The sequence below is a fragment of the Streptomyces sp. NPDC048106 genome, from assembly GCF_040706415.1.
Classification (GTDB): domain Bacteria; phylum Actinomycetota; class Actinomycetes; order Streptomycetales; family Streptomycetaceae; genus Streptomyces.
Genome location: NZ_JBEZND010000022.1, coordinates 52,911 through 78,212, shown reverse-complemented (window position 1 = coordinate 78,212; position 25,302 = coordinate 52,911). Strand labels below are relative to the sequence as shown.

Genomic DNA, 25,302 nt, shown 5'->3' with positions numbered 1-25,302 from the left:
GAATTCGCTGGTCGAGGGAGGGGCCTGTGCGGGAAGCTGCATGCGTGATTGAGCGAGAGGCCGCCGTTCGGGCTGTCGAGGACCAGTTGGAGCGGGACTATCAGCAGTGGCGGGCTGCGGACGTGGACGCGATGCGGATGGCTGTGGTCGACGTCAGGGAGCACGAGCTGGTGTGGATCGTCACCTGGACCTCTGAGGAGTTCGTACGCACGCGGAACCCGAAGTTCATGCTGGCCGGTAACGGGCCTTACCTGGTCGACCGTGTCGACGGGGGACTGCACTGCGTCGGCGTCGTCTCCGCGGTAACCGGGAAGTGGGAGGCCGACTATCGAGCCCGGATACGCGGGCTGCCGGTGCGCTCCGCCGTAGACGATCTGCACGATGCGCTGTGCGAAGTCGCCGTTGCTCGCGGACGCCTGCACGCCGTGCGGACACTGCGCCAGAGGCTGCCGATGTTCTCGCCTGCGGAGGCCATCGAATATGTGAGCGCATTGCTGGACGGTGATGCGCCCGCGCGGCTCGTGGCCGTCGCCCACAAAGAGCTCGTGGAGCCTCTCGACCCGGTATTCGCGGTGGAGACGATTCTGAGTGGGGCGGAGATCCGAGCGGGTCACAGAGCCGAGGGATAACGGGAAAGCCAGCCGGTATGCCGATCGCACACCCGGTCCCGTTCCTCTGACGTGGCGAGGAAAACGTCGGCGCCACCGTCGTAGGGCGCGAACCGCTTCAGCAGCGCCAGACGCGGCTTGACTGTGGCATCAAAGTTCAAGAACCGCGACCGCTGCTGCCTCGACCAGCCGTCCAGCATCGCGTGGAACACGGCCGGCTCGGGGTCGAGACGGACCACCCCCTGAGTTTGAATCCGCCTGACAGCATGCGGGCCCCGGCCGCGCTCGATCCCTGTGCATTCCACCCCGCCTGCGTCGGGTTGACACGTGGGGTGATTCTCCCGTCCCGAGCGTTCAGCCGGCCGTTTTCGAACCACCGGTGCGGGAGTCCGGGGCCGGTGTCGCGGTGGCAGCGTTGGATGCCTGGGCGAGCAGGTTGGTGAGGGCTTCGAACTGCATGGGGCCGAGGGCGTCGGCCAGGACCTGGTTGACCGTCTCGGTCAGGATGGGGAAGTGCTGGGCGAGCAGTCGCCGGGCCTTGTCGGTCAGCGTCAGGGCGACGCCGCGCCGGTCGCCGCAGACGGAGTCGCGTGCGACCAGATCCGCGTGCTGGAGGCAGGCCACCTGATAGGTCAAGCGGGTCTTGGGGCGGCCGAGCAGTTCAGCGATCTGCGTCATTCGCAGGGTGCTCTCGGGCTGGTCGGTGCCGCGGATCATGCCCGCCCGGGCGAGCTTGCTGTTAGAGCAAGGCATCAGCGGATTCGTTGCGCAGCGGCGATACAGCGAAGGGCCGCACCGGTCGAGGTGCGGCCCTTCGGTGCGCCCCGTCTCATTTCAGACCGGGTGCACCTTGCTCATGCCGGCGATCACGCCAGCGAGAACTTCTGGGCGGCGGAGCCGTTGCAGTCCCAGATCTGGAGGCGTGTGCCGTTCGCGGTGGCACCCGACGGCGAGTCGATGCACCGGCCGGTGGTCGGGTTGGACATCGAGCCGTCGGCGTTGGCGACCCAGTTCTGGTAGCCGCCGCCGTTGCAGTTGGCCAGCTGGAGCTTCGTGCCGGCCGCGTTCACACCGCCTGCGATGTCCAGGCATTTGCCCAGCGTGCGCAGGGTCTGGCCGTTCCAGGTCCACTTCTGGTCGAGCGACGTGGCCTGCTGGCAGTCCCAGAGCTGGACCGCGGTGCCGTCGCCGCCGGTGTCGTCACCCGCCACGTCCACGCACTTGCCGCCCGGTCCGTAGATCGGGGTGCCGATGGCGAACTGCTGGGCGGCGGAGCCGTTGCAGTCCCAGATCTGCAGGCGTGTGCCGTTCGCGGTGGCACCCGACGGCGAGTCGATGCACCGGCCGCTGGTCGGGTTCCGCAGCGAGCCGTCGGGTTGCCGCACCCACGACTGGTAGCCGCCGCTGTTGCAGGTGGCGAGCTGCAGCTGCGTACCGGCGGCGCTGTTGCCGCCGGCGATGTCCAGGCACTTGCCGAGGGTCTGCAGGGTCTGGCCGCTCCAGGTCCAGTGCTGGTCCTTGGCCGCCGACTGGCAGTCCCAGAGCTGGACCGCGGTGCCGTCGCCGCCGGTGTCGTCACCCGCCACGTCCACGCACTTGCCGCCGGGTCCGGTGATCGTCTGGCCGTTCACCGAACCGCCGCCACCACCGCCTCCGGAGCCGGGCGTCTTGTTGTAGACGGCCACCGAGTCGATGACCAGCTTGCCGCCGGAGACCGTGGACGCGTTCGGGCCCCCGCCGAAGGCGTCCGGGAAGCCGCCGCCGATCGCCAGGTCGTAGATGATGAAGAAGGGGTGGTCGACCGCGTCGGACCAGGTCGTGGCGTCCACCTGGTTGGCGTTGACGGTGAAGAAGTTGTTCCCGTCGAGGTAGAACCTGATCTGCTCCGGTGACACCGAGCGGTCGATCTCCGCCGCGTAGTCGTGGAAGCCGGTCTGGCAGCCCGAACAGGCGCGTTCACCCGAGCCGATGCCGGTCGACTCGTTGCACGGCCCACCCGGGTTCACACCGCAGTGCAGGGTGCTGAAGACGGAGCTGCGACCGTTGATGTCCTCCATGACGTCGATCTCGCCGGACTTCGGCCAGGTCACACCGTCGCGCAGCGGCGCGCCGAGCATCCAGAAGGCCGGCCAGTAGCCCGCGCCGTTGGCGGTGGTGACGTTGGGCTGCTGGAGGACGGACTCGATGCGTACGACACCGCCCGCCGGGGCGCCGAAGCCCGCCGACTGGGTCTCCACGCGCCCGGAGGTCCATCCGCTCCGGGCGTCGGAACCCGAGTGCAGGGCCTGGAGGACCAGATGACCCTGCCCGTCGTAGTAGACGTTCGAGGTGCTGTTGGTCATCGTCTCGATCTCACCGGTGCCGAAGTTGCTGCCCGGCCCGGTGTCGTACTTCCACAGGCTCTGGTCGATGCCGGTGCCGGACGCACCGTTGAAGTCGTCGCTCCAAGTGAGCGTGAAGCCCGACGGTGCCGGGGGCACTGCCGCCTGGGCATCCAGTGCCGTGGCGAGGCTGGCCGCCACCGTCAATACGACGACGGGAATCAGAGAGAGCGCTCTCTTCCACCCGCCGCGCTGTGCCCTTGCAGGGGGTAATTGCATAGGTCTGGCCTCCGAGGAAGGACATGATCGCGTCTGTCGCTGTGCCGCCTCTGGCGCCGGGCACTCGTCCCCCGACCGGCGGACGCATCGTCAACTCTGATGAAAACTCGCGGTGTTGAGACATGTGGAGTTCTGTGCGAAGCAGACGGTATTGGCCCAGACCAATACCGTCAAGGCTGCGCAGCAGACTGGGAACGGCCTGGGTGCTGAAGTCCGCGGCTTGACAAGGGGGAGGGGGTTCGGCCTGTCGGCACGTCCCCGCGTCGGCGGGGATGTGATCGCCGGGATTCCAGCAAACGCTCGCCGCGCACCGGGAGTTCGCCGTTCCGCCCACTCCGGGCTCGGTGATGGAACAGACCGCTCGATGAAGTTCCCCGTCTGTCTTTGGCGGAGCGCCAAAGGACGACCGCGCATGACAGACTCGGCGGTCAACTCGCCGAGCCAGAAGGGGCGCTTGCCGTGTCGGACGTCACGCCGCCGGTCCACCTCGACAAGGTGGTGGAGGGACTCGCGGGGAACCCCGCGCTACCGCCCGAGCTCGTCCGCCGGCTTTTCGCCCACCGCGGGGGCTTCGGCAGCGTTGCCAAGCGCCCGGACCTGACCGACGACATGATCGCCGAGATCGCCGCTCTCGGCGATCACTGGCTCACGCACTCGCTCGCGCTCAACCGCAGCCTTCCGCATGCCTTCCGGATGACGCTTGCCGAGCATCCGGATCCGGCGATACGCGCGGCTGTAGTGGTCGGCGCGGGCGACGCGCCGCGAGAGCTGTTCGAGTGGCTGCTCGGCGACGCCGACCCGCGGGTGCGTCAGCACCTGGCGGAGAGCGATCACGTGCCGGCGGATCTGCGCGCCCGGCTGGCGGCCGACCCGGAACCGAAGATCCGGGCGACGCTTGCCCAATGGTGGCCGCAGGCCCCGGAAGCGGTGCGTCGGCTTCTGCTGACGGATCCCGAGGACGCGGTGCGCGCAGCAGCCTGTGCGACCTACTACCGACGGCTTCCCCATCCCGTCCCGCCTGCCGACCTGCTCCCGGCGCTGATGGACGACCCGGTCACCCGCGCCGGAGCGGTGCGCCATTGCACGCTGGCTGCCGACAGAGCCCGCCGGCTGGCCGACGACCCGGACGAGGAGGTGCGCAGGGAACTCGCTGAGCACCCCGACCTCCCGCCGCCGCTGCGTGACATCCTTGCCGAGGACCCCAGCCCGCGGGTCACGCTCCGCGTCTTCGCCCGCCAGGACACCCCCGAGCCGACCCGCGCAGCGATCCACGCGCAGATCCTGTCCGACGTGCCCGGGCCGGACTGGCTCACCGATCCCCAAGTCTTGGACGACGAGGCGCTTGAACGGCAGATCGTGAGCCGGATCGCGTACGCGGAGCTCCGGGCACTGCGTCTGCCGTGGGTGACCGCTGACCCCTTGCCGTACGTTGACTCGCCCTACGTCTGCTTCCGAGCGTCCGCCGCGATGTCCGACCGCCTCCCTGCGCCGGTCGTGGCCCGGCTGCTCGACGACGAGGAGAGCAGCGTCCGTACGACCATGGCCCTGCACGCCCGTGACCGGATCGACCCCGCCACCGCCGAACGCATCGATCGCGGCTACCGCCCGGAGAAGAAGACCCGGTGGCGTCCGGTCGATGACTTCCTCCTCCCGGCGGACGTCCTTCGGCGTCTGGCCACCGATCCCGACCCGCGGATGCGGCAACTGGCCCCGCGCGACCCCGACCTGCCGGTGGAACTCGTCCATCGCCTGGCCGCCGATCCCGATCACGCGGTGCGCCGCGCGATCGCGCGCCATCCCCGGCTTTTGACCCGCGAGCTGACGCAGTTGCTGGCCGATCCATCGGAACCGGTCGCTGCCGCCGCGGCCGGCAACCCCAACCTGCCGCCCGAACACATGCACCGGCTCCTCGCCTTGGCAGGCCTGTGACACCAGCGTGCCCGCGGAGAAACCGCGATCTCTTCGCTGTGGCCCCTTGGTTGCGATCGGGGGGAGCGGGGCTCGGGCTTGGAAGGGACGGCGTGTGGTGGTTCACGGGGCCTTTGTCGGCTGTGTTGGTGCGGTCGATGCGGGGGAGCGGATGTGCGTCGTGTGCTGACGCCACGGTGGGAGGGGGAGCGCAGTGCCGGAGAACTCGTGACCGAGGATCTGCGGCAGAGTGGCCCCGCTCAGCGGGTGCGGCTCGTCCAGGGAGAACGGCAGCGACTCGGGATAGAAGAAGAAGTGCAGGTCGGAGCCGCAGATACCGGCGAACGCGTTGCGTAGCTTCACTTGCCCCGGGCCGGGACTGGGTTCCGGCACCTCCTCGATGCGGAGGTCTTCCTTGCCGTAGAACCGTGCTGCCTTCATATTTCTCCTTCAACTCCTTTTCCGAGGCCACCGATCCCCGGTGACCGTTCCTTTTGGCGCGGACCGTCCCGTCATGCGCCGGAAGGTATGCCGCTCCCGCGCTCAGGCATGTCCCGGGCCGCGATCGCCGCCCGTGTCTGCCGGAGTCCGGCGCGAGCATGTCGAGTCCGTGGTAGTTGCCGGGCCATACGTGCGACTGGAGGTCGGTCGCGCGCGGACGGGTGCGGCGTAGACCGACGCGTCGTCGGTACCGCACCGGTCGCCCAGCAGCGGCCTCCCATCCCGTCCGGGTCCATTGCGTCGCGGGCCAAGAGCGCGGTGCCTGCGACGAACTCTCCTCCAGCGCCGGCACCGATCAGGCGGCCGGGAATGGTCGCGTTCCAGCGCGTGATCCCGGCGGCGGACAGGGTCTCGTCTGAGATGACGGGTAGAGGGGCTTGCCGTAGACCGGGACCGACCCGGGCGGAAGCGCCGGGATCTGTTCGGCCGGGGCGGTCATCGCCGCCTCGACTTCGGGGTCGGATGGCGGCCGCGGATAGTTGGGCATCGGACTCCGTCGGTGTCTGTCACGTGTTGCATCCGGGCGAGGTCCTGCCATGGTTCGCCGGAAGAACAGCCGGTGGCACCGCCGCGCAGGGCAGATGCCAGGCAGTTCCCCCGCCATCTGCGCGCCGTGCTTCCGTCGAGAACCGGGGCGGAGGGAGCGGCGTCGACGCCGGTGAGCACGATGCCCTGGCCGACCAGCTCGACCAGTGGGCGCACGTTCCGATCACCGTGTCGCTGGCCCTCTGGCCCGACCGGCCTGCCATCGCCACGTATGACGTGATGGGCACCCTCAGTGTCGTGCGCACGCGCATATCGGGCCCGCGCGCGAACGCGGCGACCAACTGTTCGTGCGCGGCACGCAGATGGCCGTCGACCACGTCGGCGCCCGGCACCCGCACCACCTGGCCCCGGCCCCGACGGCATTGCCGCGTACTGGCCGAGCGCTGGTCCTGGGCGAGCGACTCCTCAACGCCCCGCGCCACACTGGAGAAACTGGGCGGGCAGACCTATCGCATGCGGGGGCTCACGGATCGTGATGTCAGTGTGGCGTGGTGGGATGGCCGGACTCTGCCGTTGATCTGCTGGGAGGCCGTCGTGATGACGTCTTCGTACCCGTCCCTGACTCGTGCCTTGGCCGAGGCCTTGGTCGATGTTCTGTGGTTCATCGACGGCTGCGAAGACGAGCAGATGAACCCGGACGACGCGGTCAAGGTGCTGGAGGGCGTCGCCCACGTGGTCAGCACGTTGCCCAATGATCAGCGACAGGAGCTGATCGAGCTGATCGGGGAGATGGCGGCCGCCGAGAGCGACCCAGCTCGCCGCGAGTTCCTCGATGAGTTCCCCGAAGCCTTCGGAATGATCGACGATGCGCCGTGAGTACTTTCAGGAGTAGAGCCGGGACAGCCCTCACGCCTCGACGATGTCGAACCTCAGCTGGAAGTTTTCGCCGACCCGCCTGAGGCCGCCGCCCTTGATCCGGTACTGCGGGCCTCCTGAGTCCTTCTTGATCTGGTTGAACGTCCGTACGATGTTGAGGGTGGATTTGCCGTTCACCGTCCCCATCACACTCTCGAACTCATCCTCGCCCTCCTTGAAGGTCAACGTGTCCTTCCCTTCGGGCAGCAGCGCCCCCAGCACCGCCTTGGCCGCTGTCCCCGAGACGTTCTGCCGGTAGATGGAGTTCGGAAGGCGGTCCGGTACGTCCGTGACCTCCGTGCGGTTGCCGAGCGCGGCCGCCGCCTGCCGTTCCAGCCGGCTGCGCGAGACATCCTCCTGATCCAGGAGCTGTTGCGCCTGGGACCATTGGTGGATGAACGCGTCACTTGCCGTGTACTTCTCCTCCTTGGCCCGGTAGTTCTCCATCATCACGGCGACAGCGCGGTCACTATCCTTGTCCTTGCCGAAGACGTTCTTGAAGTGCCCACCGGACAACGGGGGTTTGGCTTCCGGCTGCTCGGGATCCGGCACGTAGTTCGACGTCGTCTCGTCCAACTCGATGAACTTCGGGGGCAACTCCTCACCGAACGCGGCGAGCGCCGGTGAGTTCTTGGCCACCATGCCTTCACGCTCGCCACCGTCCTCGAAGGCATTCGCGTAGTGCTCCAGCCGCGTCGCGGCAGGCTCCAGTACGCGCTGCACCGGCACCCCACCGGTCGGTGCGGGTGCCGGGCCCTCATGCCCGCCCACCATCCGGGACACCACCAGGTTCCCGACCGTGCCCTGCAGGTCCTGTATCAGGTCGACCGACAGGCGGCCCCGGCCGGGCCGGTACGCACGCTCCGGCGTACGGACTCTCTCGACCGGCGCAATCGCGGCTCCACGGTGCTCCGGGCGCTCGGAATCGGGACGCTTTCCAGTCGCACGCACACAGACTCCTCAGGTTCCGGGGAACTCCATCCCAGTGCACGGCATGCCCAACGTCCAGGTCCACAAGGACAGGGGACGGGGCGAGGGCCGGGTCTGGAAGGGCAACCGACGCCGACACGCGGCCTGTGTGTGCGGCACAGAGCGTGGTGATGCGCCGGAAATCTCGCGTGACGTCGGTCGGGCCCGGCGGCCGACCGGCCGCCGGGCTGGAGGGTGTCGGTCAGGCGGAGCGCTGGATCGCCGAGGCCGGTCCCTGTATGGGGTCCACCACCGTGGCGGCGATGCGAAACCGGGGGTCGAGCGCGGACCAGATCTCCTCCAGGAGGTTCTCACCCGTCTTCGCCTCGACGGAGGTCTCGACGAACGGATCCGCGACGGCAACCTGCTCCCCGTCGGAGAAATAAGTCGTCAACAGGACAGCCTCGCCGGGTTCCAGGGCTTGGACGGTCAGCGTCATCACGTTGGTCGTCAGGCGGCTGCCACGGCTGGGCCGGGCCGCGCCGAACACCGCGGTGCGCCCCGCGTCGCGGTGGAGCAGCGCCGTGATGCGGGAGGTGCGGATGGGAGGGTCCGGCTCGTACTCGAGCCCGCCGAGCGCTTCGGCCGGTGCCGCTCCCGTGGTCAGGCGCTGCGCCACCTGAGACACCTGCTCGCCGTTGCCGAGCACGAGCCAGTCCCCGGCGGTGGTCGCAGCGGCGTAGTGGCGCAGCGGGTCGTGCTCCGTCTCGGTCAGCGGGCCGACCAGGAGGTCGCCCCCGACCAGGCGCAGGGCACGGTCACGCGAGGCCGGGCTGCGCCCGGTGAGGAAGTAGCCGCCCAGGACGGCACCGGAGTGAGCGCGTGCGCACAGCACTCCGCGGCCGGGATACGGGTTGGTGGACAATACGTCATGCAGGTTGGGCATCCGGTTGTGCTTTCTGATCAGTCCGAGACCTGATGGCGTCTCAGCTCGTCCAAGGCGAACAGGGAGTGCAGCGGCACGCCCAGGCCAGCCGCGCGGCTGCTCCCCCCAGCCGGTCCACGGCGGCCCATGCGCCCATCACCTGGTGCCTCCGTTCGCGCAGCCGGAGGACGGAAGGTTGAGGCTGGCGCCGGTCCCGGCCACGTCGTCGCCCAGGTACGGCGACAAAGCTGCGGGCTCTGGGGTCTGCCGCCGACGGTCACCCGGGCCGCGGCCAGCGTGCGGCCGGAGGGTTCGTGCCGGCTGCCGGCTCACGGGTCAGGAACCGGCTGGCGGGCGCGGGCCGCCTCGATGTCCGGGACATGCTCCTCGGCCCAGGCCCGCACGGCGCGCAGCGGGACGAGCAGGGAGCGGCCCAGCGGTGTCAGCGCGTACTCGACGCGGGGCGGGTTCTCGTCGTAGTCGTGGCGGCTGATCAGACCGTCGGCCTCCAGGGAGCGCAGGGTCTCGGTCAGCGCTTTCGGGGTGATACCCCGGATGTGTCCCTTGAGTTCGGTGAAGCGGCGGGGGCCGTCGGCGAGGGCGTTGACGACGAACACGGTCCAGCGGGCGCCGATGCGGTGCAGCACCGTGCGGCTCGGGCAGGTCGCCGCCATCACGTTGTACGCCTTGCCCATCGCCGCTCCCAGTTTCGTTGTAGATACCGGTATCAAAACCATACCGTCAGATCTGACCCTACGAAAGGGAGTCGAGACGCATGGAACGGATCCTGGTCATCGGAGGCGCACGGGCGCTCGGCGCGGCCGTCGCGAGGCGTGCGGCGAAGGACGGGTACGACGTTGTCGTCGGTGCCCGCGACCGGGCGGCGGCCGACGCGCTGGCGGGCGAGATCGGCGCCACAGCGGTACGGGTCGATCTTCAGGACGAGTCGACGCTCGCGGCCGCCGCGCAGCTTCTGGAAGACGGAATCGACCACATCGTGACGACCGGTTCGGCGCCGCACGACGTCCGCGCCACCGAACTGGACCGCGGCAGGCTGCTGGCTGCGTTCACGGCGAAGGTGGTCGGCCCGATGCTGGTGGCCAAGCACTTCGCGCCGGTACTGCGGCCGACCGGGTCGATGGTGCTGTTCTCCGGTGTGGTCGGCTGGCGCCCCGGGCCCGGATCGCTCGTCAAGGGTGTCACCAACGGCGCGGTCGAGTTCGCCGCGCGCCACCTGGCGGCGGATCTGGCGCCGGTCCGGGTCAACGCCGTATCGCCGGGTGTCGTGGACTCGGGCGCATGGGACCGCCTCGGTGACAGGAAGGCCGCCCTGCTGAGCAAGAGCGCGGACGCGACCCTCGTCAAACGCCACGGCGAGAGCGAGGACGTCGTCGAGGCGGTGATGTGGCTCCTGCGTGCGGGCTTTGTCTCCGGCGAGACGATCCACATCGACGGCGGCGCCCGCCACAGGTCCGCCTGAACCCGGGGGCGAACCCGAGAGCACCCGGCAGCCACGCGGCGCGGACGGCCCTTGCGCCAGGGGAGCGCCCGAGCGTCCGTCATCAACCAGAGTCGGAGGGACAGCAGTTGGACACCAGGACGCGGCGTCGGCACAGCGAGAGCGAGACGCCGGCCGAGAAGAGCAGCGCAGGAGGGTTACCGGCCTGGCTGGTGGCCCGCGGCCTCATACCCGAGACGAGCCCCCAACGCGCCTTCGCCGCTGCGACCTTCGTCAACCAGATCGGCAAGGGTCTGTTCATCTCGGGGGCCGCGCTGTTCTTCACCCGCTCCGTGGGCCTTCCGGTCGCCCGGGTCGGATTCGCCCTGGGCGCCGCCGCCCTGATCGGACTCGCGGCCGGCGTCCCCGTGGGCCACCTGGCCGACCGGCGCGGCCCGCGCGAGGTCTTCCGGCTCGCGGTCGTCGTGCAGGCCCTCGCCGTGGCGGGGCTGGTGTTCGTGCGCGCCGTTCCCTCGCTGATCGTGTTCCTGTGCGTGGCCGAACTCGCCATCTCGGCCGGCACCGCCGCCCGCGGTCCGCTGACCCGCGCCCTGGGCGCCCCCAATCCCACCCGCTACCGCTCCTACCTGCGCGCCCTCAACAACATCGCCGTCGGCTGCGGAGCCCTGGCGGCCGGCGTCGTCGTCCAGCTGGACACCAGGACCGCGTACGTGAGCCTCGTCCTCGGCACCGCCGTCATGTTCCTTCTCTCCGCGGCCGTCGCCTCCCGCGTTCCGTCCGTGCCGCCGGTGCGGGCCCCGGCGGAGGGCGGCCGTTGGCCGGCCCTGAAGGACAAGCCGTACGTGGTGCTCACCGTCCTGGACGGGATCATGTCCATCCAGACCCAGGTGCTGATCTTCGCCCTGCCGCTGTGGATCATCGGGCACACTCAGGCGCCGCGATGGTTCGTCGGCGCGAGTGTGGCGGTTAACACCGCCCTCGTGGTCTGTCTCCAGGTACGGGTCAGCCGCGGCGTCGACAACAACGCGGCGGCCGGCCGGACAGCGCGCCGCGCGGGCGCGGCGTTCCTCCTGGCCGCCGCTCTCATCGCGGTCGCGGCCGGTGCGCCCGGATGGATCGCCGTGGTCGTCGTCGTACTCGGTGTCATCGTCCACACGGTGGGCGAACTGTGGCACTCCGCCGCCTCGTTCGAGCTGTCCTTCGGCCTCGCCCCGGAGCACGCGCAGGGCCAGTACTCGGGTCTGTTCGCCATCGGTCAGGGCCTGTCCAACGCCGTCGGCCCGCCGCTGCTCGGCCTCGTCTGCCTCGGCTGGGGCGAGCCGGGCTGGCTCGTCATGGGAGCTCTCTTCCTCGCCGTCGGCCAGGCCGTACCGCTCGTCGTGAACTGGTCCGACCGCCTGCGCGCGCACCAGCCGGACTGAGGGCCCGTCGAACATCGGCGTACGGCGGCCCTCTCATGGCCCCTCGCTGCGGCACGCGCGCGGTCGACGAGATCTGCTCCCGGAGCGCCGCCGAGGCCGGCGGTGGTCTTCCGCCCCCGGAACCGTCCCTCAACCCCTCAAGTCCTCAAGCCCTCAAGCTTCAGGCGGTGTTCGGCGCCGCACGCCTACACGGTCGAGACAGCGTGAACGCATCCCTGGCCGCTCGCGCAGCGGTGAACCGTTCAGCGGCATCCCAGAGTTCGCCTTCACGCCGCGGGTCGTAGGACTCCTCCGACGAGCGATCCACACGATTGCGGTCGACGTAGGAACCGGTCGGCGCCTGGATCGAGCCGAGGACGACGTCGGCAAGGTAGCGGCCCGCCGCATGGCGGCTGGTGGCGAACGGAGTGAGGGTCATCGCCGGCAGGATGCGCCGCATCGCGAACCGGGAGACGGGGTCTGCGTTGCGCGCGAGGCCGGTACCGGGGACGAAGCCCGGGTTGTAGCCGACGATGTCGATCCCGGCCGGCAGGCGACGCGCGTACTCGTGCACGAGATAGATGGCGGCCAGCTTGCTCGTCGAGTACGCGGTGCGGCCGGCGGCCGCGGTGTCGGGCTCGGGGAACGCGCCGGTGCGGGCGAGGACGTCCGGCGACTTCCAGGCCGGGCCGGGCACCATGCCCAGGTTGTGCCTGAAGTCGCCGAAATGAGTGTCGCTGACGGTGATCACGATCCGGGCGGGAGCGACGAAGCGGTCCTGGAGCATGCGGACGAACACGTGGTTGGCGAGCACGTTGACCGTGAACGTGGCCTCAAACCCGTCGGGTCCCTCGGTGAGCGCGTTCGTGTACTGGATACCCGCGTTGCCCACGAAGCCGTGCAGCGGCGGCAGCTCACCGCTGTCGAGCAGGTCCCGGATCCGGGTGGCGGCCGAGCGGACGCTGTCCAACGAACCGAGATCTGCCGCGATGTGCGAGACCGTGTTCCCGCCCTTGCCGAGTTCCGTGGCGACCTGGGCGCCGGAGGAGCCTCGGGCGACGACGAGAAGGCGCACATCCGGTGACTGGCGCAGGATCTGTTCCGCGGCGACGCGGCCGATCCCGCGGCTCGCGCCCGTCATCACGATGGTGTGTTTCATGGAAGGCTCCCTCACTGGTCAGCCGATGGTGTCCGGCTTGGACGCAGTTGCACCTTCGTTGCTTCCACCACCAACGACCAGTGCCCTCCTCGTCAGTAGGACCGGCAGTACCCAGGCTGATGCGGTGCCGCACTGCGAGAATGGAGTCATGGCCGCCTCCCGCTCCGATTTCGCCGCACTCCTGCGAGCCTGGCGCGACCGCCTCTCCCCGGCCGACGCCGGTTTCACCGTGGCGGCAGGCCGTCGGGCTCCGGGGCTGCGCCGTGAGGAATTGGCGCAACTGGCGGGGCTTTCCGTCGACTACGTCCTGCGTCTGGAGCAGGGTCGTGCGAGGAACCCCTCGGACCAAGTGGTCGGCGCCCTCGCCCGGGCACTTCAGCTCTCCCGTGCGGAGCGCGACCAGCTGTACCGAAGCGCCGGGCTGTTGCCGCCACGGGACGGGACGGTCAGCACCCATGTGCCCCCGAGTATCCAACGGCTTGCTGTGCGCCTCGGTGACGTCCCGATCGGCGTGTTCACCGCCGGCTGGACCCTGGTGTGGTGGAACACCATGTGGAGCGCGCTGCACGGCGACCCCTCCGCCCTCCCGACCGCCGAACGCAACCTCGCCCGGGCGGTCTTCGGCAACGGCGTCGCACACGCCTCGATGCCTCCCATCCGGTCCGAGCGCGGACCGGACGCCTCCGAGGCGTCGATCGTCGCGGATCTCAAGGACGCCGTGTCCCGTTATCCCGCGGACCCCCAACTCGATCGACTCGTGACGGAACTGCGCGAGACATCCGACGTCTTCGCTCGTCACTGGGCCACGCAGTCGACCGCCGCCCCGCACACGACTGACCGCAAGACGATCCGGCATCCGGAGATCGGTGACATCCTGCTCGACTGCGACGTCCTCATCGTCCCCGGCGTCGACCTGCGCATGGTCACCTACACGGCCGCGACCGGAAGCGACGACGCGGGGAAACTCGACCTTCTTCGCGTCACAGGCGGCCGCCGTACCACCACCGCGCTTCCCTGACCGGCGACTGCCGAGCCGCTTCGCCAAGCCGACTGGGCGAACCACACTGGCGCCGCCGGTTACTAACGGTCACGGACCGAGTGCTCGCTCGACCTGCGACAACCAGCCCGGGGCGCCCCAACTGATGCAGAGCAGGCCGAGAACGGACGGCGAGGCGATGTCGGCCAGACCGTTGGCGATCTTGGAGATGCCGGGGTACTGGCCCGGGGCGTGCGCGGGCGCCAGAGACGAGGTACGGGTAGTCCTTCATCGCGCTGCGTTGCCTGGCGCCGGCCGGGGCTCCGAGCGGTTCCAGATGCGACAGTCGGCCGATGACGAGCGCGCTTGCCTCGGTGAGGCAGACCACCAGTGCGAACAGCCGGAACGAGCGGACCAGCACCGGGGAAGTTATCGCCGCGGCCTGGACGCACAGGGTGACGAGGTAGACCTCTCGGGGACCCCGCCGGTCGGCCAACCGCCCGATCGGTACGCCGGACAGCAGGCCGACCAGCGCGCCGATACCCATGCCGAGGCCGACCCGCTCCACCGACAGGCCGACGGAGCAGGTGAAGAAGAGCGCCGCGCTGATCATGAACAGACCGCTGCCCACCTGGTTGACGAAGGTCGCGATCGTCAGCGTCCGCGGGGGCCCCGGTTCGAGCAGCAGACCCCGGGAGACCAGCCAGGACTGCCTGGTCGCCGGCCCCTCGCCGGGGGGACTCTCAGATGCCGGACCCTGGCCGGGCCGGGCCGGCGGAGGACCACGGGCTTCGCCGGCATCACCTTGTCGGCGCCGTCGGCCGAAAACGCCGCTGCCAGGTGGGACGGCACCGCCTTGAGATGGTCGATCCGGTGCGCCGCCAGGTATCCGGCCATTGCCGCCAGGAAGGACGGGGACGTGGAGCCCGGTCCTGGGCTGGTGGGCCGGGACTCGCGCCCGACGATCACCCTGAACCCCCGTTTCGACCCCTTCACCGCGCCCGGCGACGGCACCCGCGACCGCTTCACCGGCCCTACGAGACCCGGGTCGTCGAGGGCATCGGCCACAACCTCCCCCAGAAGGCACCCGCGGTCTTCGTCCAGGCCGTCCTCGACGCGGCACGGCTCTCAGACGCGACAGGGGGCCGGACGCGAGTTGCCCGGCCCCCTGTGTGGACAAGCTCAGTCCCAGTTGCACCGATGCTGCAGGAAGTAGACCAGGCTCGTGGCGTTGTCCATGCCTACGTCCGCGTGCCAGGACTCCAGATCGAAGGTCGGTCCGGTGCTCCAGCCGCTGTCGTCCAGGGGATCCTCGACGACGAACTTGGCATGGCAGGCGAACTGCTCGAACAGGGAACGGTGTTCGGTCTCGTCCACGTCGTTCGGATAGGGCACCACCTGCCACAGTTGCGCCCACGCGCCCTGGAAGTCGGTGCGGGCGTCACGGTATCCGTCGTCCGTGGGGTATGGCCGGACCACGGCATTGCTGGTCCCGTACGGGATCTCGACCCGGACCTTCCTGAACCAGTCCGTCCCCGTGGTGCCTTCGTAGCCCACGCACTCGCCGTGGCACCCCTCGATGCCGTTGCTCGCGCTCCAGAAGATGGACAGACCGTGGGACGAGAACGTCTGGAAGACCTCCTTGTCCGGGTCATCCGGCTGCTCGTCGGACGTCGGGTAGCCGAACGGCCCGCTCTCCCAGCCGTACTGCCCCCACAACTCCCCGATCTTTCCCCACACGGGATGGGCGCCGTGGGAGAGGGTGGGGTGCCAGTAGACGGTGCCGCCCTCGAACTGCTGACGTTTGCCCTGACCGTCGGGGTTGGTCAGCTCGTCGCCGGTCGGGAAGCCGAGGGTGCCGGTCTCCCAGCCGAGGGCGCCCCACTTGGCGCCGATCGCCCCCCAGACCGGGTGTGCTCCCGTGGTGGCGGTCCAGTAGATCGAGCCGCCGGTGAAGGTGTTGTACCTGCCGCGCCCGTTCGGAGTGGTGAGTTCGTCCGTCGTGGGGCAGCCCAAGGGGGATTGCTCCCCGCCCATGTCCTGGTACTTCTTCAGGATGTCCCCACCGACATGGTGGCCGCAGATCGTGGCGTCGTCGGCGAGCGCCGGGGGCGCCTGGACGGCCAGGGTGACCAGCGCGGCCGCGCACGCCAGGGCGGCGGACCTGATCAGGGCGGCCGGTCTGGCTCGTAATCGATGGGATGCCTCTGTCCGGAAAGTCCTCTGTCGAGTCACCCGCGCCACGCTAACCGCCGGTTCGCGGACACAGGGAAACGGTGGCATAAATCCCAGGATTCCTCACACGACCTGCCCGGAGCGTGGTGCCAGTAGGACGCCCGGAGACTCGTGGTGCCCGCCTCGTCAGATGCCGGGCCGGTGCGGTCGAGCATGGTTTCGAGGTCGCTCGCGGTCATCCTCATTGGCGGAAACCGCAACGACGTCAAGGAGTTGACCACGTAGCGGATGACACGGATGAGGGCGCCTCGTCCGCGGCGCGATTGCCGGTGTGAAGGCCGATCATGCCGAACACGGTGAGGGCCGCGGCCGCGGCGCACACCAGGAACGCGGTGCTGAATCCGCTGCCCAGGGCGTCCAGTGCCAGGCCGTGGGCCGCGGACCCCGGGGCGCCCTGCTGCCGCTGCGCCACCGCGGCCAGGTGTCCTTCGACATCACCGCCCTGTGCCCGGACGGCACCTGGACGCCGCAGGTCACCAAGGAGGACATGCTGCGCACGGTCGAGGGTTTCGACGAGCGCCTGGTGGACATCACCCGCGGCCTCGACATGGACACCGTCAACATCCGCGCCGTCTACGACATCGACCCGGTCGCCACCTGGCACTCGGACTCCGTCGTCCTCGTCGGCGACGCCGCGCACTCGATGCTCCACCACCAGGGCCAGGGCGCCAACTCCGCCATCGAGGACGCGGGCGCGCTCGCCGACGCCCTGCGCGAGGCGGGCTCCCTCAAGGAAGGCCTCGTCCGGTATCAGGCCGCCCGCAAGCCGGTGACCGACAAGCTCCAGGGCATCTCCCGACAGGGCTGGACCGAGGACGAGATCAACGACGTCTCATCGAGTGGGTCGCCGCGCAGACGTGGTGCGACGGCAACGTCGGCATGATCGGCATCTCCTGCTTCGGCTCGATGCAGGTACTTGCCGCGGCCGAACGCCCGCCGAGCCTCAAGGCCATCTTCGTCAGCGGCGGCCACTACGACTTCTACGAGACGACGTACCACGGCGGCGTGATGTGGTTCATGCCGCGCGCCGCCCGAGAGGGGCGCGGCGGCGACTCCGGCTGGGCGTTCACCGACGGTGTCAAGTCCCGCATGCTGGAGACGTACTCGGCCGAGGAGATCAAGAAGCGGGTCGCCGAGCGCCTGAACGCCCCGGACGTGGCCGCTTGGCCCAACCTGGTCCATGTGCTCAACTACCCGAAGCACCACGAGGCGTGGTTCGACATCGTGATGAACGAGGTCGACGGCGACTGGTACGAAGCACGCAACCCGATCACCCTCGCACCGAACATCGACATCCCGGTCTGGCTCCAGATCGGCCCGTACCCGCCCATGCAGTCGCGTCCCTGGGTCGAGGAGCACGACAAGATGTTCCGCTGGTACGAGTACTGGCTCAAGGGGATCGACAACGGCGTCATGGACGAGCCCGCGGTCACCGTCCACGTCGAAGGTTCCCACGAGACCGCCACCGGCGCGCAGTGGCCCCCGAAGGACGTCGAGTTCCGTTCGCTGTACTTCCGCCCGCGCCGCAAACTCTCCTTCGAACCCGAGCTGATGGGCGCCGGACACGCCGCCCCCGACGGCTTCTGCCAAGCACCGCTCACGGTCACCGACAAGGTGGAGATCCTCAGCTGGTCCACCGCCCCCTTCACCGAGCCCACCGAGATGATCGGCCAGGGCGCGGCCCACCTCTTCGCCGAGATCGACCAGCGGACACCAACTGAGCCGGGGAAGATCGAGGAGTACGTGCTGCGGATCTACCCCTTCGCGGCGACCTTCCTGCCGGGGCACAGGCTGGTCGCGGAACTGTCCAACGACGAGCCGCTCGCCGACGAACACAACGCGCTGCTGCCGCCGGACGCCTTCCACCTCCCAGTGGGCCGGCCCGTCACCCACAAGATCTACCAGGACGCGGCGCACCCCTCCCGCCTGGTGCTGCCCTTCACGACGACGGCGGCGGCCGAGCGCGGCCCAGTCGCCGTCAGGTGATGTGCCGCAGCAGCGCGGCGACCGCCGGTGACGCCTCGCCGGGAGGTCGTACCACCATGATCTTCCAATTCGGGGCATGCCGGTCGAACCGGTACTGGGGCAGATCGGGGAAGCGGTCCGCAATGGACTTGGGCATGATGCAGACGCCCAGGTCGTTGCGGACCAGTTCGGCTGCCGCGACGATGTCGTTCACCTCGAACGTCGTGCTGCGGTCGACGCCCGCGGCTCGGAAGGCCCGGTCGACCGCGTAGCGGATGGCCCAGCCGGGTGTGAAGTCCACCAGGGGCGACTGGGCGATGTCGGCGAGCCGGACCTCGCCGTTCGGTGTCGCTCCGGCGAGCACCCGCCGGGGCGCCGCCAGCAGCACCATGTCCTCGCTGGAGAGCACCCGGGTCGTGAGCCCGCGCTGCTGCTGGCGGTCGAGCGCCACCACGGCCAGGTCCACCGTGCCCTCACGCAGTGCCTGCCGGATGTCGGCGACGGCCGCCTGCCGCAGTTGCACGACCACGCCGGGATGCTCCGCACGCAGCGCGGCCAAGGCGTGGTGGAGTCCCGCCCATACCCCCTGCATCGTGCCGACCGTCACCCGCCCGCGCAGCTGCCCCCCAACCGCGTCGACGGCCTCCCGGGCCAGTTCGGCGGCGCGGAGCGTCGCGCGCGCGGCGGGGACGAACGCCTCGCCGGCCGGAGTGAGGGAGACGCGGTGTGTGGTGCGGTCGAACAAGGGGGTACCCAGTTCGCGTTCGAGGGCGCGGACCGTGCTGGACACGGCCGACTGGACCACGTGCAGCCGCCGTGCCGCCGCCGTGAAACCGCCCGTGTCCGCCACCGAGACGACGACCTCCATCTGCCGCAGATCCATCATCCGCTCCCCGGTCAGGCAGTGCTCCGTCCGCGGTGAAGGCGACGGGCTTCGATCTTGGCCGCATCGTATGCGGACGACAGGGCGTCGTGCGCGTCGGTGAGGAGCGTCTCGTGTGCCTCGTTTCGCTCTCGGGCAAGCTTCCGTGCGCCGGTGGACTCGGGCCGCCTGCCGGCCGCTCTAGCGTCGGCCGGGAGAGTCCATCCCCGGGGAGCCGGCGGAACGAGGAGAGGCATGAGCGCGTACGAGCAGGCGGATGTTGTGGTCGTCGGGCTGGGGCCGGGCGGCGAGTACGTCGCCGGCACGCTGGCCGAAGCGGGACTGGACGTGGTGGGGGTCGAGTCGGGACTCGTCGGAGGCGAGTGTCCGTACTGGGCGTGCGTGCCCAGCAAGATGATGATCCGGGCCGGGAACCTGCTCGCCGAGGCGGGCCGGGTGCCCGCTCTCTCCGGTGAAGCGGTCGTGACTCCGGACTGGGCCAGGGTCGCCGGACGGATCCGTGACGAGGCCACCGACGACTGGAACGACCAGGTGGCCGCGGACCGCTTCACAGCGAAGGGCGGTCGGCTCGTCCGGGGGAGGGGGCGCCTCGCCGGGCCGCACCGGGTGACGGTCGGCGACCGCATCTTCGAGGCCCGGCGCGGTGTCGTGCTCGCCACCGGCACCCGGCCCCGGATCCCCCCGGTGCCGGGTCTGGGGGGAACGCCGTACTGGACCAACCGGGACGCCATGGCCGCCAAGGAACTGCCGGCCTCCATGGTGGTGCTCGGCGGGGGCGCCATCGGCGTCGAACTCGCCCAGGTCTTCGCCCGCTTCAAGTGTGCGGTCACCGTGGTCGAGGGGCAGGACCGGCTGCTGTCGCAGGAGGAGCCGGAAGCAGGGGAGCTGGCCGCTCAGGCGCTGCGCGCGGACGGCGTCACCGTCCTCACGGGCACCCGGGCGCGGCAGGTCAGCCATGACGGCTCCGGGTTCACCGTCCGCCTTGAGGGCGATGAACGGCTGCTGAGCGCTGAGCGGCTCCTGGTCGCGACCGGACGCGAGGCCGACCTGACTCCGCTGGCGGTCGAAACGGTGGGGCTCGACCCGGCGGCGGGAGCCGTCCCCACGGACGGGCTGATGCGGGCCGGGGAGGGGCTGTGGGCGGTCGGCGACATCACCGGCCGGGGCGCCTTCACCCATGTGTCGATGTACCAGGCCGAGATCGCCGTCCGGGACATCCTCGGGCAGCCAGGACCCGCCGCCGACTACCGGGCGCTGCCTCGCGTCACGTTCACCGATCCGGAGATCGGGGCCGTCGGCCTGACGGAGCTACAGGCGCGAGAGCGGGGGCTGCGCGTGCGCACCAGCGTGGTGAGCGTCGCCTCCTCGACGCGTGGCTGGATTCACGGGGCGGGCAACGAGGGGTTCATCAAGCTCGTCGAGGACGCCGACCGGGGGGTGCTGATCGGTGCGACCTCGGCGGGGCCGATGGGCGGCGAGGTGCTGTACGGGCTGAACGTGGCCGTCCACGCCGAGGTGCCCGTCGACCGGCTTCGGCACATGATCTACACCTATCCCACCTTCCACCGGACGATCGAGGCGGCCCTGGGAGCCCTCCGCTGAACGGCGCCCCGACCATGCGGGCGGACCGGGGTGGCAGGCGGTGGCGCGCCATGACGGGCCGCGACCCCGGCGAACCGCACCGATCCGCCACCTCGCTGGAACTCTTCTCCGACCTGTGCTTCGTCGTCGCGGTGGCGCAGGCGTCCACCAGCCTGCACGGGGCGCTGACGGACGGGGACTACGGCAGCGGCGCGCTGCGCTTCGGGCTGGTCTTCTTCACCATCTGGTGGGCGTGGATGAACTTCACCTGGTTCGCCTCCGCCTACGACGCGGACGACGTCATGTACCGGCTGACGGTGTTGGTACAGGTCACGGGATCGCTCGTCCTCGCCGCCGGCGTGCGCCGCGCGTTCGAGGACGGGGACCTGCACGTCATCACCCTGGGGTACGTCGTGCTGCGCACGGCGTTGGCCGCGCTGTGGCTGCGTGCCGCGCTGTCCGATCCCACCCGGCGGAGAACCACGCTGCGCTTCGCCGCGGGGGTGACGGTGTGCCAGCTCGGCTGGGTGGCGTTGCTCTTCGTCCCGGGTCCGGTGCGGCTTCCGTGCATCGTGGTGATGATCCTGGCCGAGGTGTCCGTCCCGGTGTGGGCGCAGTCCGCCGGGATGACGCCCTGGCATCCGCACCACATCGCCGAGCGCTATGAACAGTTCACCCTCATCGTTCTCGGCGAGTCCGTCGCAGCCGCCACCGTCGCGGTCCGCAGTGCCTTCGACCGGCATCACGGCACCGGTTCGCTGTACGCGCTGGCGGCCGGCGGCCTGCTCATGGCGTACGCCATGTGGTGGCTGTACTTCGCCAGCTCCGCGTACACGCTTCTCGCCACGACGCACCAGGCCCACCGGAGGCGATTCCCCTGGGCCTACGGCCACTACCTCCTCTTCGCCTCGGCGACCGCGGAGGGCGCCGGACTGGCCGCGTACGCCGATCACGTCACGCGTCACAACGGGGCCGCACCGACTGCTGTCGGCGCAGCGGTCACTGTTCCCGCGGCCGTCTTCTTGATCACGGTCTGGGTCGTGCACCTGCGGCCACACCAAAGAAGCCTGGCCGAGCGGATTCCGTTCCCCGTCGCCGCGGTCGGCGTCCTGGTGGCCGCCTGGTCACCGGTGCCCGCGCTTCTCGCCGGTGTGCTCATGGCGGCCCTGGTCGCGGTGGTCACGGTGCCCCGCCGGTGACCGGGCCCGCGGGTACGATTCCGCGCTGGGCCAAGACGAATGGGCATGACACGATCGGACGATGAACCCCTCGGAAGCCAAGGCGGCCAGGGCTGCCGTCTTCGACCGGTCGGCGGCCGCGTACGAACAGGTCGGTCCGCAGTTCTTCGGCCCGTTCGGGCGTCTCCTGGTTGAGCGGGCGAGGATTCGACCCGGTGACCGGCTCCTCGATGTCGGCTGCGGACGCGGCCACGTGCTCTTCCCCGCGGCCGAGGCGACCGGCCCCGGTGGTTCGGTCGTCGGCATAGATCTGGCGCCGACCATGGTCTCGTTGACAGCCGAAGCCGCCGCGCACCTGCCCCATGTGACGATCGCGCTCGGAGACGCGGCCGTGCCGGACTTCCCCGACGGCGACTTCGACCTGATCCTCGCCGGGCTCGTCATCTTCTTCCTGCCCGAACCCGAGCACGCCCTGCTGGAATACCGGCGGCTGCTCCGCCCCGGTGGCAGGCTCGCCTTCTCCACCTTCGGCAGGCAGGACCCCGTCTTCGACCGGGCCATGAAGACCCTCGGCTCCTTCGTGCCACCTCGACCGGGAGGTAACCCGCCGGACCGCCCCGCCGACCGCTTCCGCGACCGAGCCTCGACCACCGACCTGCTGGCCGGCTGGTCCGGCATCGAGATCACCGAGCACACCTTGGAGACCCGGTTCACGGGCCCACAGCAGTGGTGGGAGTGGATCCAGTCCCACGGGGCGCGCCGCGTCGTCGAACTCCTGCCCGCAGACCGCCTCGGCGAGGCGAAAGCCGCCGCGTTCGACGTCATGGAGGCAGCACGAACCGCCGATGGCGACCTGGCGATCCACACCGAACTGCGCATCACCACGGCACATCCCTGAGCCCCGACCAGCCGGCTTCCAGCGGCGGGCCTCGCGGTACGAACGGGCCGTCGGGTTCCGTGCCTCCGTGGAACCCTCAGCCCACGGCGTGCCGCGAGGGCCTGTTGATACCGGCCGGTATTACCGGCTCGCGTTACCCGGCTCCGCCGTCGCTCGCTGTCCGCGCTCGGTGGCCCAGTAGAGGAGAGCCGCCACGGGGAGGGCGGCGCCGAGGATGGTCACGGCGACCCAGCCTCCGGAGTGATAGACGACGGAACCGAGTTGCGAGCCGACCGCGCCGCCGACGAAGAACATGGCGATGAAGGCGCTGTTGAGGCGGGCGCGGGCGGCGGGGTCGAGCTGGTAGACGGTGTGCTGGCCCAGGATCAGGGTCGTCTGTACGGCCATGTCGATGAGGATCGCGGCCAGGCCGATCAGTACGACGCTGTGTCCGCCGAACCCGGCGATAACGAAGGCCAGGGCGGCGACCACGAAGGCGATGCCGGTCATGGGACGTACGAGCCCCCGGTCGGCCCAGTGCCCGGCGAACGGGGCGATGGCTGCTCCGGCGGCGCCGACGAGGGCGAACACGCCGACCCCGATGGGGGAGTAGTGGAAGCGGGGACCGGTCAGGACGAAGGAGACCGTGGTCCAGAACGCGCTGAAGGCGCCGAACATCGCCGCTTGGTAGAGGCCACGGCGCAGCAGTACCGGGTGCGTGCGCACGAGCTGGACGGTGGAGCGCAGCACGTGGTGGTACGGGATCGTGGTGGTCGGCGCGTGCTGGGGCAGGGCCGTGCGCAGCGCTACGGCGAGTATGGCCATCAGGGCGGCGGAGCCGAGGAAGACGACACGCCAGCCGGCGAGGTCCGAGACCAGACTGCTCAACGTGCGGGAGAGCAGGATGCCGGCGAGCAGGCCGCTCATCACCCGGCCGACGATGCGGCCGCGCGCGTGGTCGGGAGCGAGGCTGGCGGCGAAGGGCACCAGGATCTGGGCGACGACCGAGGTGGCGCCGCTGACCAGCGAGGCGATCAGCAGCATGGTGAAGCTGGTGGCGAGTCCCGCCGCCACGAGGGCGAGCGTCGTGACCGTCAGCAAGACGGTGATCAGGTTGCGCTTCTCCAGCCGGTCGCCGAGCGGTACCAGGAAGATCATGCCGATCACGTAGCCGACCTGGGTCAGCGTGATCAGCGTGCCGGCGGTGGCGGTGCTGGTGTGGAAGACGCTGCTCAGCGAGGACAGCAGGGGCTGGGCGTAGTAGAGGTTGGCCACGGTCATGCCGGAGGCGACGGCCAGGAGCGCGACCAGCCGGCTTGGCACGCCGTGAGGGGCCGCGGCGGTCGCGGGCCGGTTCGAGCTTTGGAGATCGGATGAGGCGGACATGTGCACCTTCTTGACGGGGCGAGCCGGAAGACCGGCGTGGATACAAGTGCCCGGCAGCTTCCTCGATGCCGTCACGTAGACAGAAGCGTCGATCTGACCCCGGTGCTTCCTCATCTGAGGCGATGGTTCGGGATGGCAGTCATCTCAATTAGAGATAGGCCCGCAGCGCTCGTACCGCCGGTGGCTCGGGCCCGCTGCGGCGACCGAGGCGCAGGGCTTGAACCGGTCACCCACACGGGCCGCGGAACGGGGCGACGGTCGGGCTCTCGCCATGGGGCAAGGCGCAACCCCCTTCGATGTCGTGGTGATCGGCTGATGCGCGGCCGGGCGGTTGGGACTGGTTCGCTGCTTTGCCCGGAGCGAGCGCAGGGTCGGACGGGCGCTCGCGACGTTCCAGCCTGGCGACGGACCGCAGGCGTGGGTAGCACTTTAGGAGCGGCCGGCGCAGGCATCTTGTCTGTCGGTGCAGCACCAGTGGTCCGTCCGCGCCCGCGAGAGGTGCCGGCGAGGGACGCCTTCGAAGAGCCTTGCGCTCAAGGACAACAAGCTGTACGGCAATCTGGACCGGCCGCATCGCACCACCACCAGGATCCCCGCAGCCGGGGGCACCGCGGACGGCTGCGCCGGGGCGCGGTTGCCCGGCCGTGCGGAAGGCGTTGGGCGGGTCTGCGGGGGCCGGAGGGGCGGTCCAACGCGTGCCGCGCGGTGTTGCGGGCTGTGTGTGCCGCCCGCGCGCGATTACGCGCCCGGAGAGCGCGCCCAGCACGGGACGGCGGGCGGCCGGGGAGTAAAAGGGGCGAGGGCCGATCCACGCCGCCCGAGGCGGGCCGTCCAGGCCCATGCCGATGTCCCGCCCACCGAGAGTCCCCGGAAGCACGCCGGTCCGGCATGTCACCGTCGCTTCGATCCGGCTCTGGCTGTGTACGTAAGTTCGCTCGGCCCTATTCCAGCATGCGTGACGTAGTGCGTGATCAGGAACGGAGCGGCATAGGCGATCCCGGGCACGCCCGGGATCCGGACCTCTCCGTTCCCTTCCGGAGCCTCTTCCTCAGGACACAGGCCGCACTCGTGCACCCCAAGGCAGACGTTCATCCACTGGACCTCCTGAACAGCCTTCAGCTTCTCCACGAAGACCGCGGGGACCGTTCCAGTCGCGTACGACTCGCCGGCTTCCAGCCACCCGATGTTCAGGCGGGTGTACGCCGGGCGGTACCAAAGCGCGTAGACGCCCGACTCTCTGTCCGCGAACGCATCGTCGTCCTGGTAGTCGTACTCGCTGAGATCTTCGTAGAACACCCGCACATCGTCGCCGAATCGCTTCTTTGACGCCTAAGCGAGCTACGGCCCGTCG

General features: G+C 69.9%; 24 protein-coding genes and 1 pseudogene. 12 read left to right on the top strand and 13 right to left on the bottom strand.

The window, feature by feature from the left end; translation table 11 throughout:
* Positions 1–44 precede the first annotated feature (44 nt).
* A complete protein-coding gene (locus AB0927_RS22590; protein ID WP_366669468.1) occupies positions 45–629 on the top strand; it encodes a YrhB domain-containing protein in 585 nt (194 codons plus the stop codon).
* On the opposite strand, the gene AB0927_RS22585 is transcribed toward AB0927_RS22590, so the two are convergent.
* The 3 genes from AB0927_RS22585 to AB0927_RS22575 all read right to left on the bottom strand — a co-directional run bounded on the left by AB0927_RS22585 (position 611) and on the right by AB0927_RS22575 (position 3,130).
* Positions 611–847 (bottom strand): hypothetical protein, encoded by a 237-nt coding sequence (locus AB0927_RS22585; protein ID WP_366669467.1) that lies wholly within the window; start codon positions 845–847, stop codon positions 611–613. The genes AB0927_RS22590 and AB0927_RS22585 overlap by 19 nt on opposite strands.
* A gap of 115 nt (positions 848–962) precedes the next feature.
* Positions 963–1,361 (bottom strand): MarR family transcriptional regulator, encoded by a 399-nt coding sequence (locus AB0927_RS22580; RefSeq protein WP_366669466.1) that lies wholly within the window; start codon positions 1,359–1,361, stop codon positions 963–965.
* A 113-nt stretch (positions 1,362–1,474) separates the two neighbouring features.
* Entirely contained in the window at positions 1,475–3,130 is a 1,656-nt protein-coding gene (locus tag AB0927_RS22575) for a ricin-type beta-trefoil lectin domain protein (RefSeq protein WP_366669465.1), read from the bottom strand.
* A gap of 537 nt (positions 3,131–3,667) precedes the next feature.
* Between AB0927_RS22575 and AB0927_RS22570 the strand changes: the two genes are divergently transcribed.
* Positions 3,668–5,137, top strand: coding sequence for a hypothetical protein (locus AB0927_RS22570; protein WP_366669464.1), 1,470 nt, complete (start codon positions 3,668–3,670; stop codon positions 5,135–5,137).
* A gap of 102 nt (positions 5,138–5,239) precedes the next feature.
* Here the strand turns inward: AB0927_RS22570 and AB0927_RS22565 are convergent, their stop codons facing one another.
* The gene (locus AB0927_RS22565; protein WP_366669463.1) at positions 5,240–5,557 is read right to left on the bottom strand and encodes an alcohol dehydrogenase catalytic domain-containing protein; all 318 of its coding nucleotides are present in this window, start codon (positions 5,555–5,557) and stop codon (positions 5,240–5,242) included.
* 570 nt (positions 5,558–6,127) lie between these two features.
* Between AB0927_RS22565 and AB0927_RS22560 the strand changes: the two genes are divergently transcribed.
* Positions 6,128–6,979: a hypothetical protein gene (locus AB0927_RS22560; RefSeq protein ID WP_366669462.1), complete on the top strand. Its 852-nt coding sequence runs from the start codon at positions 6,128–6,130 to the stop codon at positions 6,977–6,979.
* A gap of 30 nt (positions 6,980–7,009) precedes the next feature.
* Here the strand turns inward: AB0927_RS22560 and AB0927_RS22555 are convergent, their stop codons facing one another.
* The 3 genes from AB0927_RS22555 to AB0927_RS22545 form a co-directional block, all read right to left on the bottom strand.
* Positions 7,010–7,969 carry a hypothetical protein gene (locus AB0927_RS22555; protein ID WP_366669461.1) on the bottom strand — a complete coding sequence of 320 codons (960 nt, stop codon included), beginning with the start codon at positions 7,967–7,969 and terminating at the stop codon, positions 7,010–7,012.
* Positions 7,970–8,189: 220 nt separating this feature from the next.
* Positions 8,190–8,873 carry an IMP cyclohydrolase gene (locus AB0927_RS22550; protein ID WP_366669460.1) on the bottom strand — a complete coding sequence of 228 codons (684 nt, stop codon included), beginning with the start codon at positions 8,871–8,873 and terminating at the stop codon, positions 8,190–8,192.
* Positions 8,874–9,181: 308 nt separating this feature from the next.
* Entirely contained in the window at positions 9,182–9,547 is a 366-nt protein-coding gene (locus AB0927_RS22545) for a helix-turn-helix domain-containing protein (protein ID WP_366669459.1), read from the bottom strand.
* Positions 9,548–9,627: 80 nt separating this feature from the next.
* Here AB0927_RS22545 and AB0927_RS22540 point away from each other — a divergent pair, with 80 nt between their 5' ends.
* Together AB0927_RS22540 and AB0927_RS22535 are read left to right on the top strand one after the other, a co-directional pair.
* Entirely contained in the window at positions 9,628–10,332 is a 705-nt protein-coding gene (locus AB0927_RS22540; RefSeq protein ID WP_366669458.1) for an SDR family oxidoreductase, read from the top strand.
* 107 nt (positions 10,333–10,439) lie between these two features.
* Complete coding sequence (locus tag AB0927_RS22535) at positions 10,440–11,732, top strand: MFS transporter (protein ID WP_366669456.1); 1,293 nt, start codon at positions 10,440–10,442, stop codon at positions 11,730–11,732.
* A gap of 160 nt (positions 11,733–11,892) precedes the next feature.
* Here the strand turns inward: AB0927_RS22535 and AB0927_RS22530 are convergent, their stop codons facing one another.
* The gene (locus AB0927_RS22530) at positions 11,893–12,870 is read right to left on the bottom strand and encodes an SDR family NAD(P)-dependent oxidoreductase (RefSeq protein ID WP_366669455.1); all 978 of its coding nucleotides are present in this window, start codon (positions 12,868–12,870) and stop codon (positions 11,893–11,895) included.
* A gap of 148 nt (positions 12,871–13,018) precedes the next feature.
* Between AB0927_RS22530 and AB0927_RS22525 the strand changes: the two genes are divergently transcribed.
* The gene (locus AB0927_RS22525) at positions 13,019–13,888 is read left to right on the top strand and encodes a helix-turn-helix transcriptional regulator (RefSeq protein ID WP_366669454.1); all 870 of its coding nucleotides are present in this window, start codon (positions 13,019–13,021) and stop codon (positions 13,886–13,888) included.
* Here AB0927_RS22525 and AB0927_RS22520 read toward each other — a convergent pair.
* Positions 13,851–14,477, bottom strand: coding sequence for a hypothetical protein (locus AB0927_RS22520; RefSeq protein WP_366669453.1), 627 nt, complete (start codon positions 14,475–14,477; stop codon positions 13,851–13,853). The two genes, AB0927_RS22525 and AB0927_RS22520, sit on opposite strands and share 38 nt — an antisense overlap.
* Positions 14,478–14,804: 327 nt before the next feature.
* Here AB0927_RS22520 and AB0927_RS22515 point away from each other — a divergent pair.
* Positions 14,805–14,974: pseudogene (locus tag AB0927_RS22515) on the top strand (alpha/beta hydrolase); the annotation flags it as partial.
* A gap of 54 nt (positions 14,975–15,028) precedes the next feature.
* Here AB0927_RS22515 and AB0927_RS22510 read toward each other — a convergent pair.
* Positions 15,029–16,081 carry a hypothetical protein gene (locus AB0927_RS22510; protein ID WP_366669452.1) on the bottom strand — a complete coding sequence of 351 codons (1,053 nt, stop codon included), beginning with the start codon at positions 16,079–16,081 and terminating at the stop codon, positions 15,029–15,031.
* A 370-nt stretch (positions 16,082–16,451) separates the two neighbouring features.
* On the opposite strand from AB0927_RS22510, the gene AB0927_RS22505 reads away from it, so the two are divergent.
* Both AB0927_RS22505 and AB0927_RS22500 read left to right on the top strand, forming a co-directional pair.
* Positions 16,452–16,964 carry an FAD-dependent monooxygenase gene (locus tag AB0927_RS22505; protein ID WP_366669519.1) on the top strand — a complete coding sequence of 171 codons (513 nt, stop codon included), beginning with the start codon at positions 16,452–16,454 and terminating at the stop codon, positions 16,962–16,964.
* Complete coding sequence (locus tag AB0927_RS22500) at positions 16,886–18,067, top strand: CocE/NonD family hydrolase (RefSeq protein WP_366669518.1); 1,182 nt, start codon at positions 16,886–16,888, stop codon at positions 18,065–18,067. Before AB0927_RS22505 ends, AB0927_RS22500 begins: the two co-directional genes overlap by 79 nt.
* Here the strand turns inward: AB0927_RS22500 and AB0927_RS22495 are convergent.
* On the bottom strand, positions 18,060–18,929 hold the full coding sequence (locus tag AB0927_RS22495; RefSeq protein WP_366669451.1) for a LysR family transcriptional regulator: 870 nt from the start codon (positions 18,927–18,929) through the stop codon (positions 18,060–18,062). The two genes, AB0927_RS22500 and AB0927_RS22495, sit on opposite strands and share 8 nt — an antisense overlap.
* Positions 18,930–19,163: 234 nt before the next feature.
* Here AB0927_RS22495 and AB0927_RS22490 point away from each other — a divergent pair, with 234 nt between their 5' ends.
* The 3 genes from AB0927_RS22490 (at position 19,164) to AB0927_RS22480 (ending at position 22,586) form a co-directional block, all read left to right on the top strand.
* A complete protein-coding gene (locus tag AB0927_RS22490) occupies positions 19,164–20,531 on the top strand; it encodes an NAD(P)/FAD-dependent oxidoreductase (protein ID WP_366669450.1) in 1,368 nt (455 codons plus the stop codon).
* A 50-nt stretch (positions 20,532–20,581) separates the two neighbouring features.
* Positions 20,582–21,709, top strand: a complete 1,128-nt coding sequence (locus tag AB0927_RS22485; protein WP_366669449.1) for a low temperature requirement protein A — start codon at positions 20,582–20,584, stop codon at positions 21,707–21,709.
* A 61-nt stretch (positions 21,710–21,770) separates the two neighbouring features.
* Positions 21,771–22,586: a methyltransferase domain-containing protein gene (locus AB0927_RS22480; protein WP_366669448.1), complete on the top strand. Its 816-nt coding sequence runs from the start codon at positions 21,771–21,773 to the stop codon at positions 22,584–22,586.
* A 120-nt stretch (positions 22,587–22,706) separates the two neighbouring features.
* On the opposite strand, the gene AB0927_RS22475 is transcribed toward AB0927_RS22480, so the two are convergent.
* Both AB0927_RS22475 and AB0927_RS22470 read right to left on the bottom strand, forming a co-directional pair.
* Positions 22,707–23,888: an MFS transporter gene (locus tag AB0927_RS22475; protein ID WP_366669447.1), complete on the bottom strand. Its 1,182-nt coding sequence runs from the start codon at positions 23,886–23,888 to the stop codon at positions 22,707–22,709.
* 954 nt (positions 23,889–24,842) lie between these two features.
* Positions 24,843–25,247 (bottom strand): hypothetical protein, encoded by a 405-nt coding sequence (locus AB0927_RS22470; RefSeq protein WP_366669446.1) that lies wholly within the window; start codon positions 25,245–25,247, stop codon positions 24,843–24,845.
* Between the last annotated feature and the right edge of the window lie 55 nt (positions 25,248–25,302).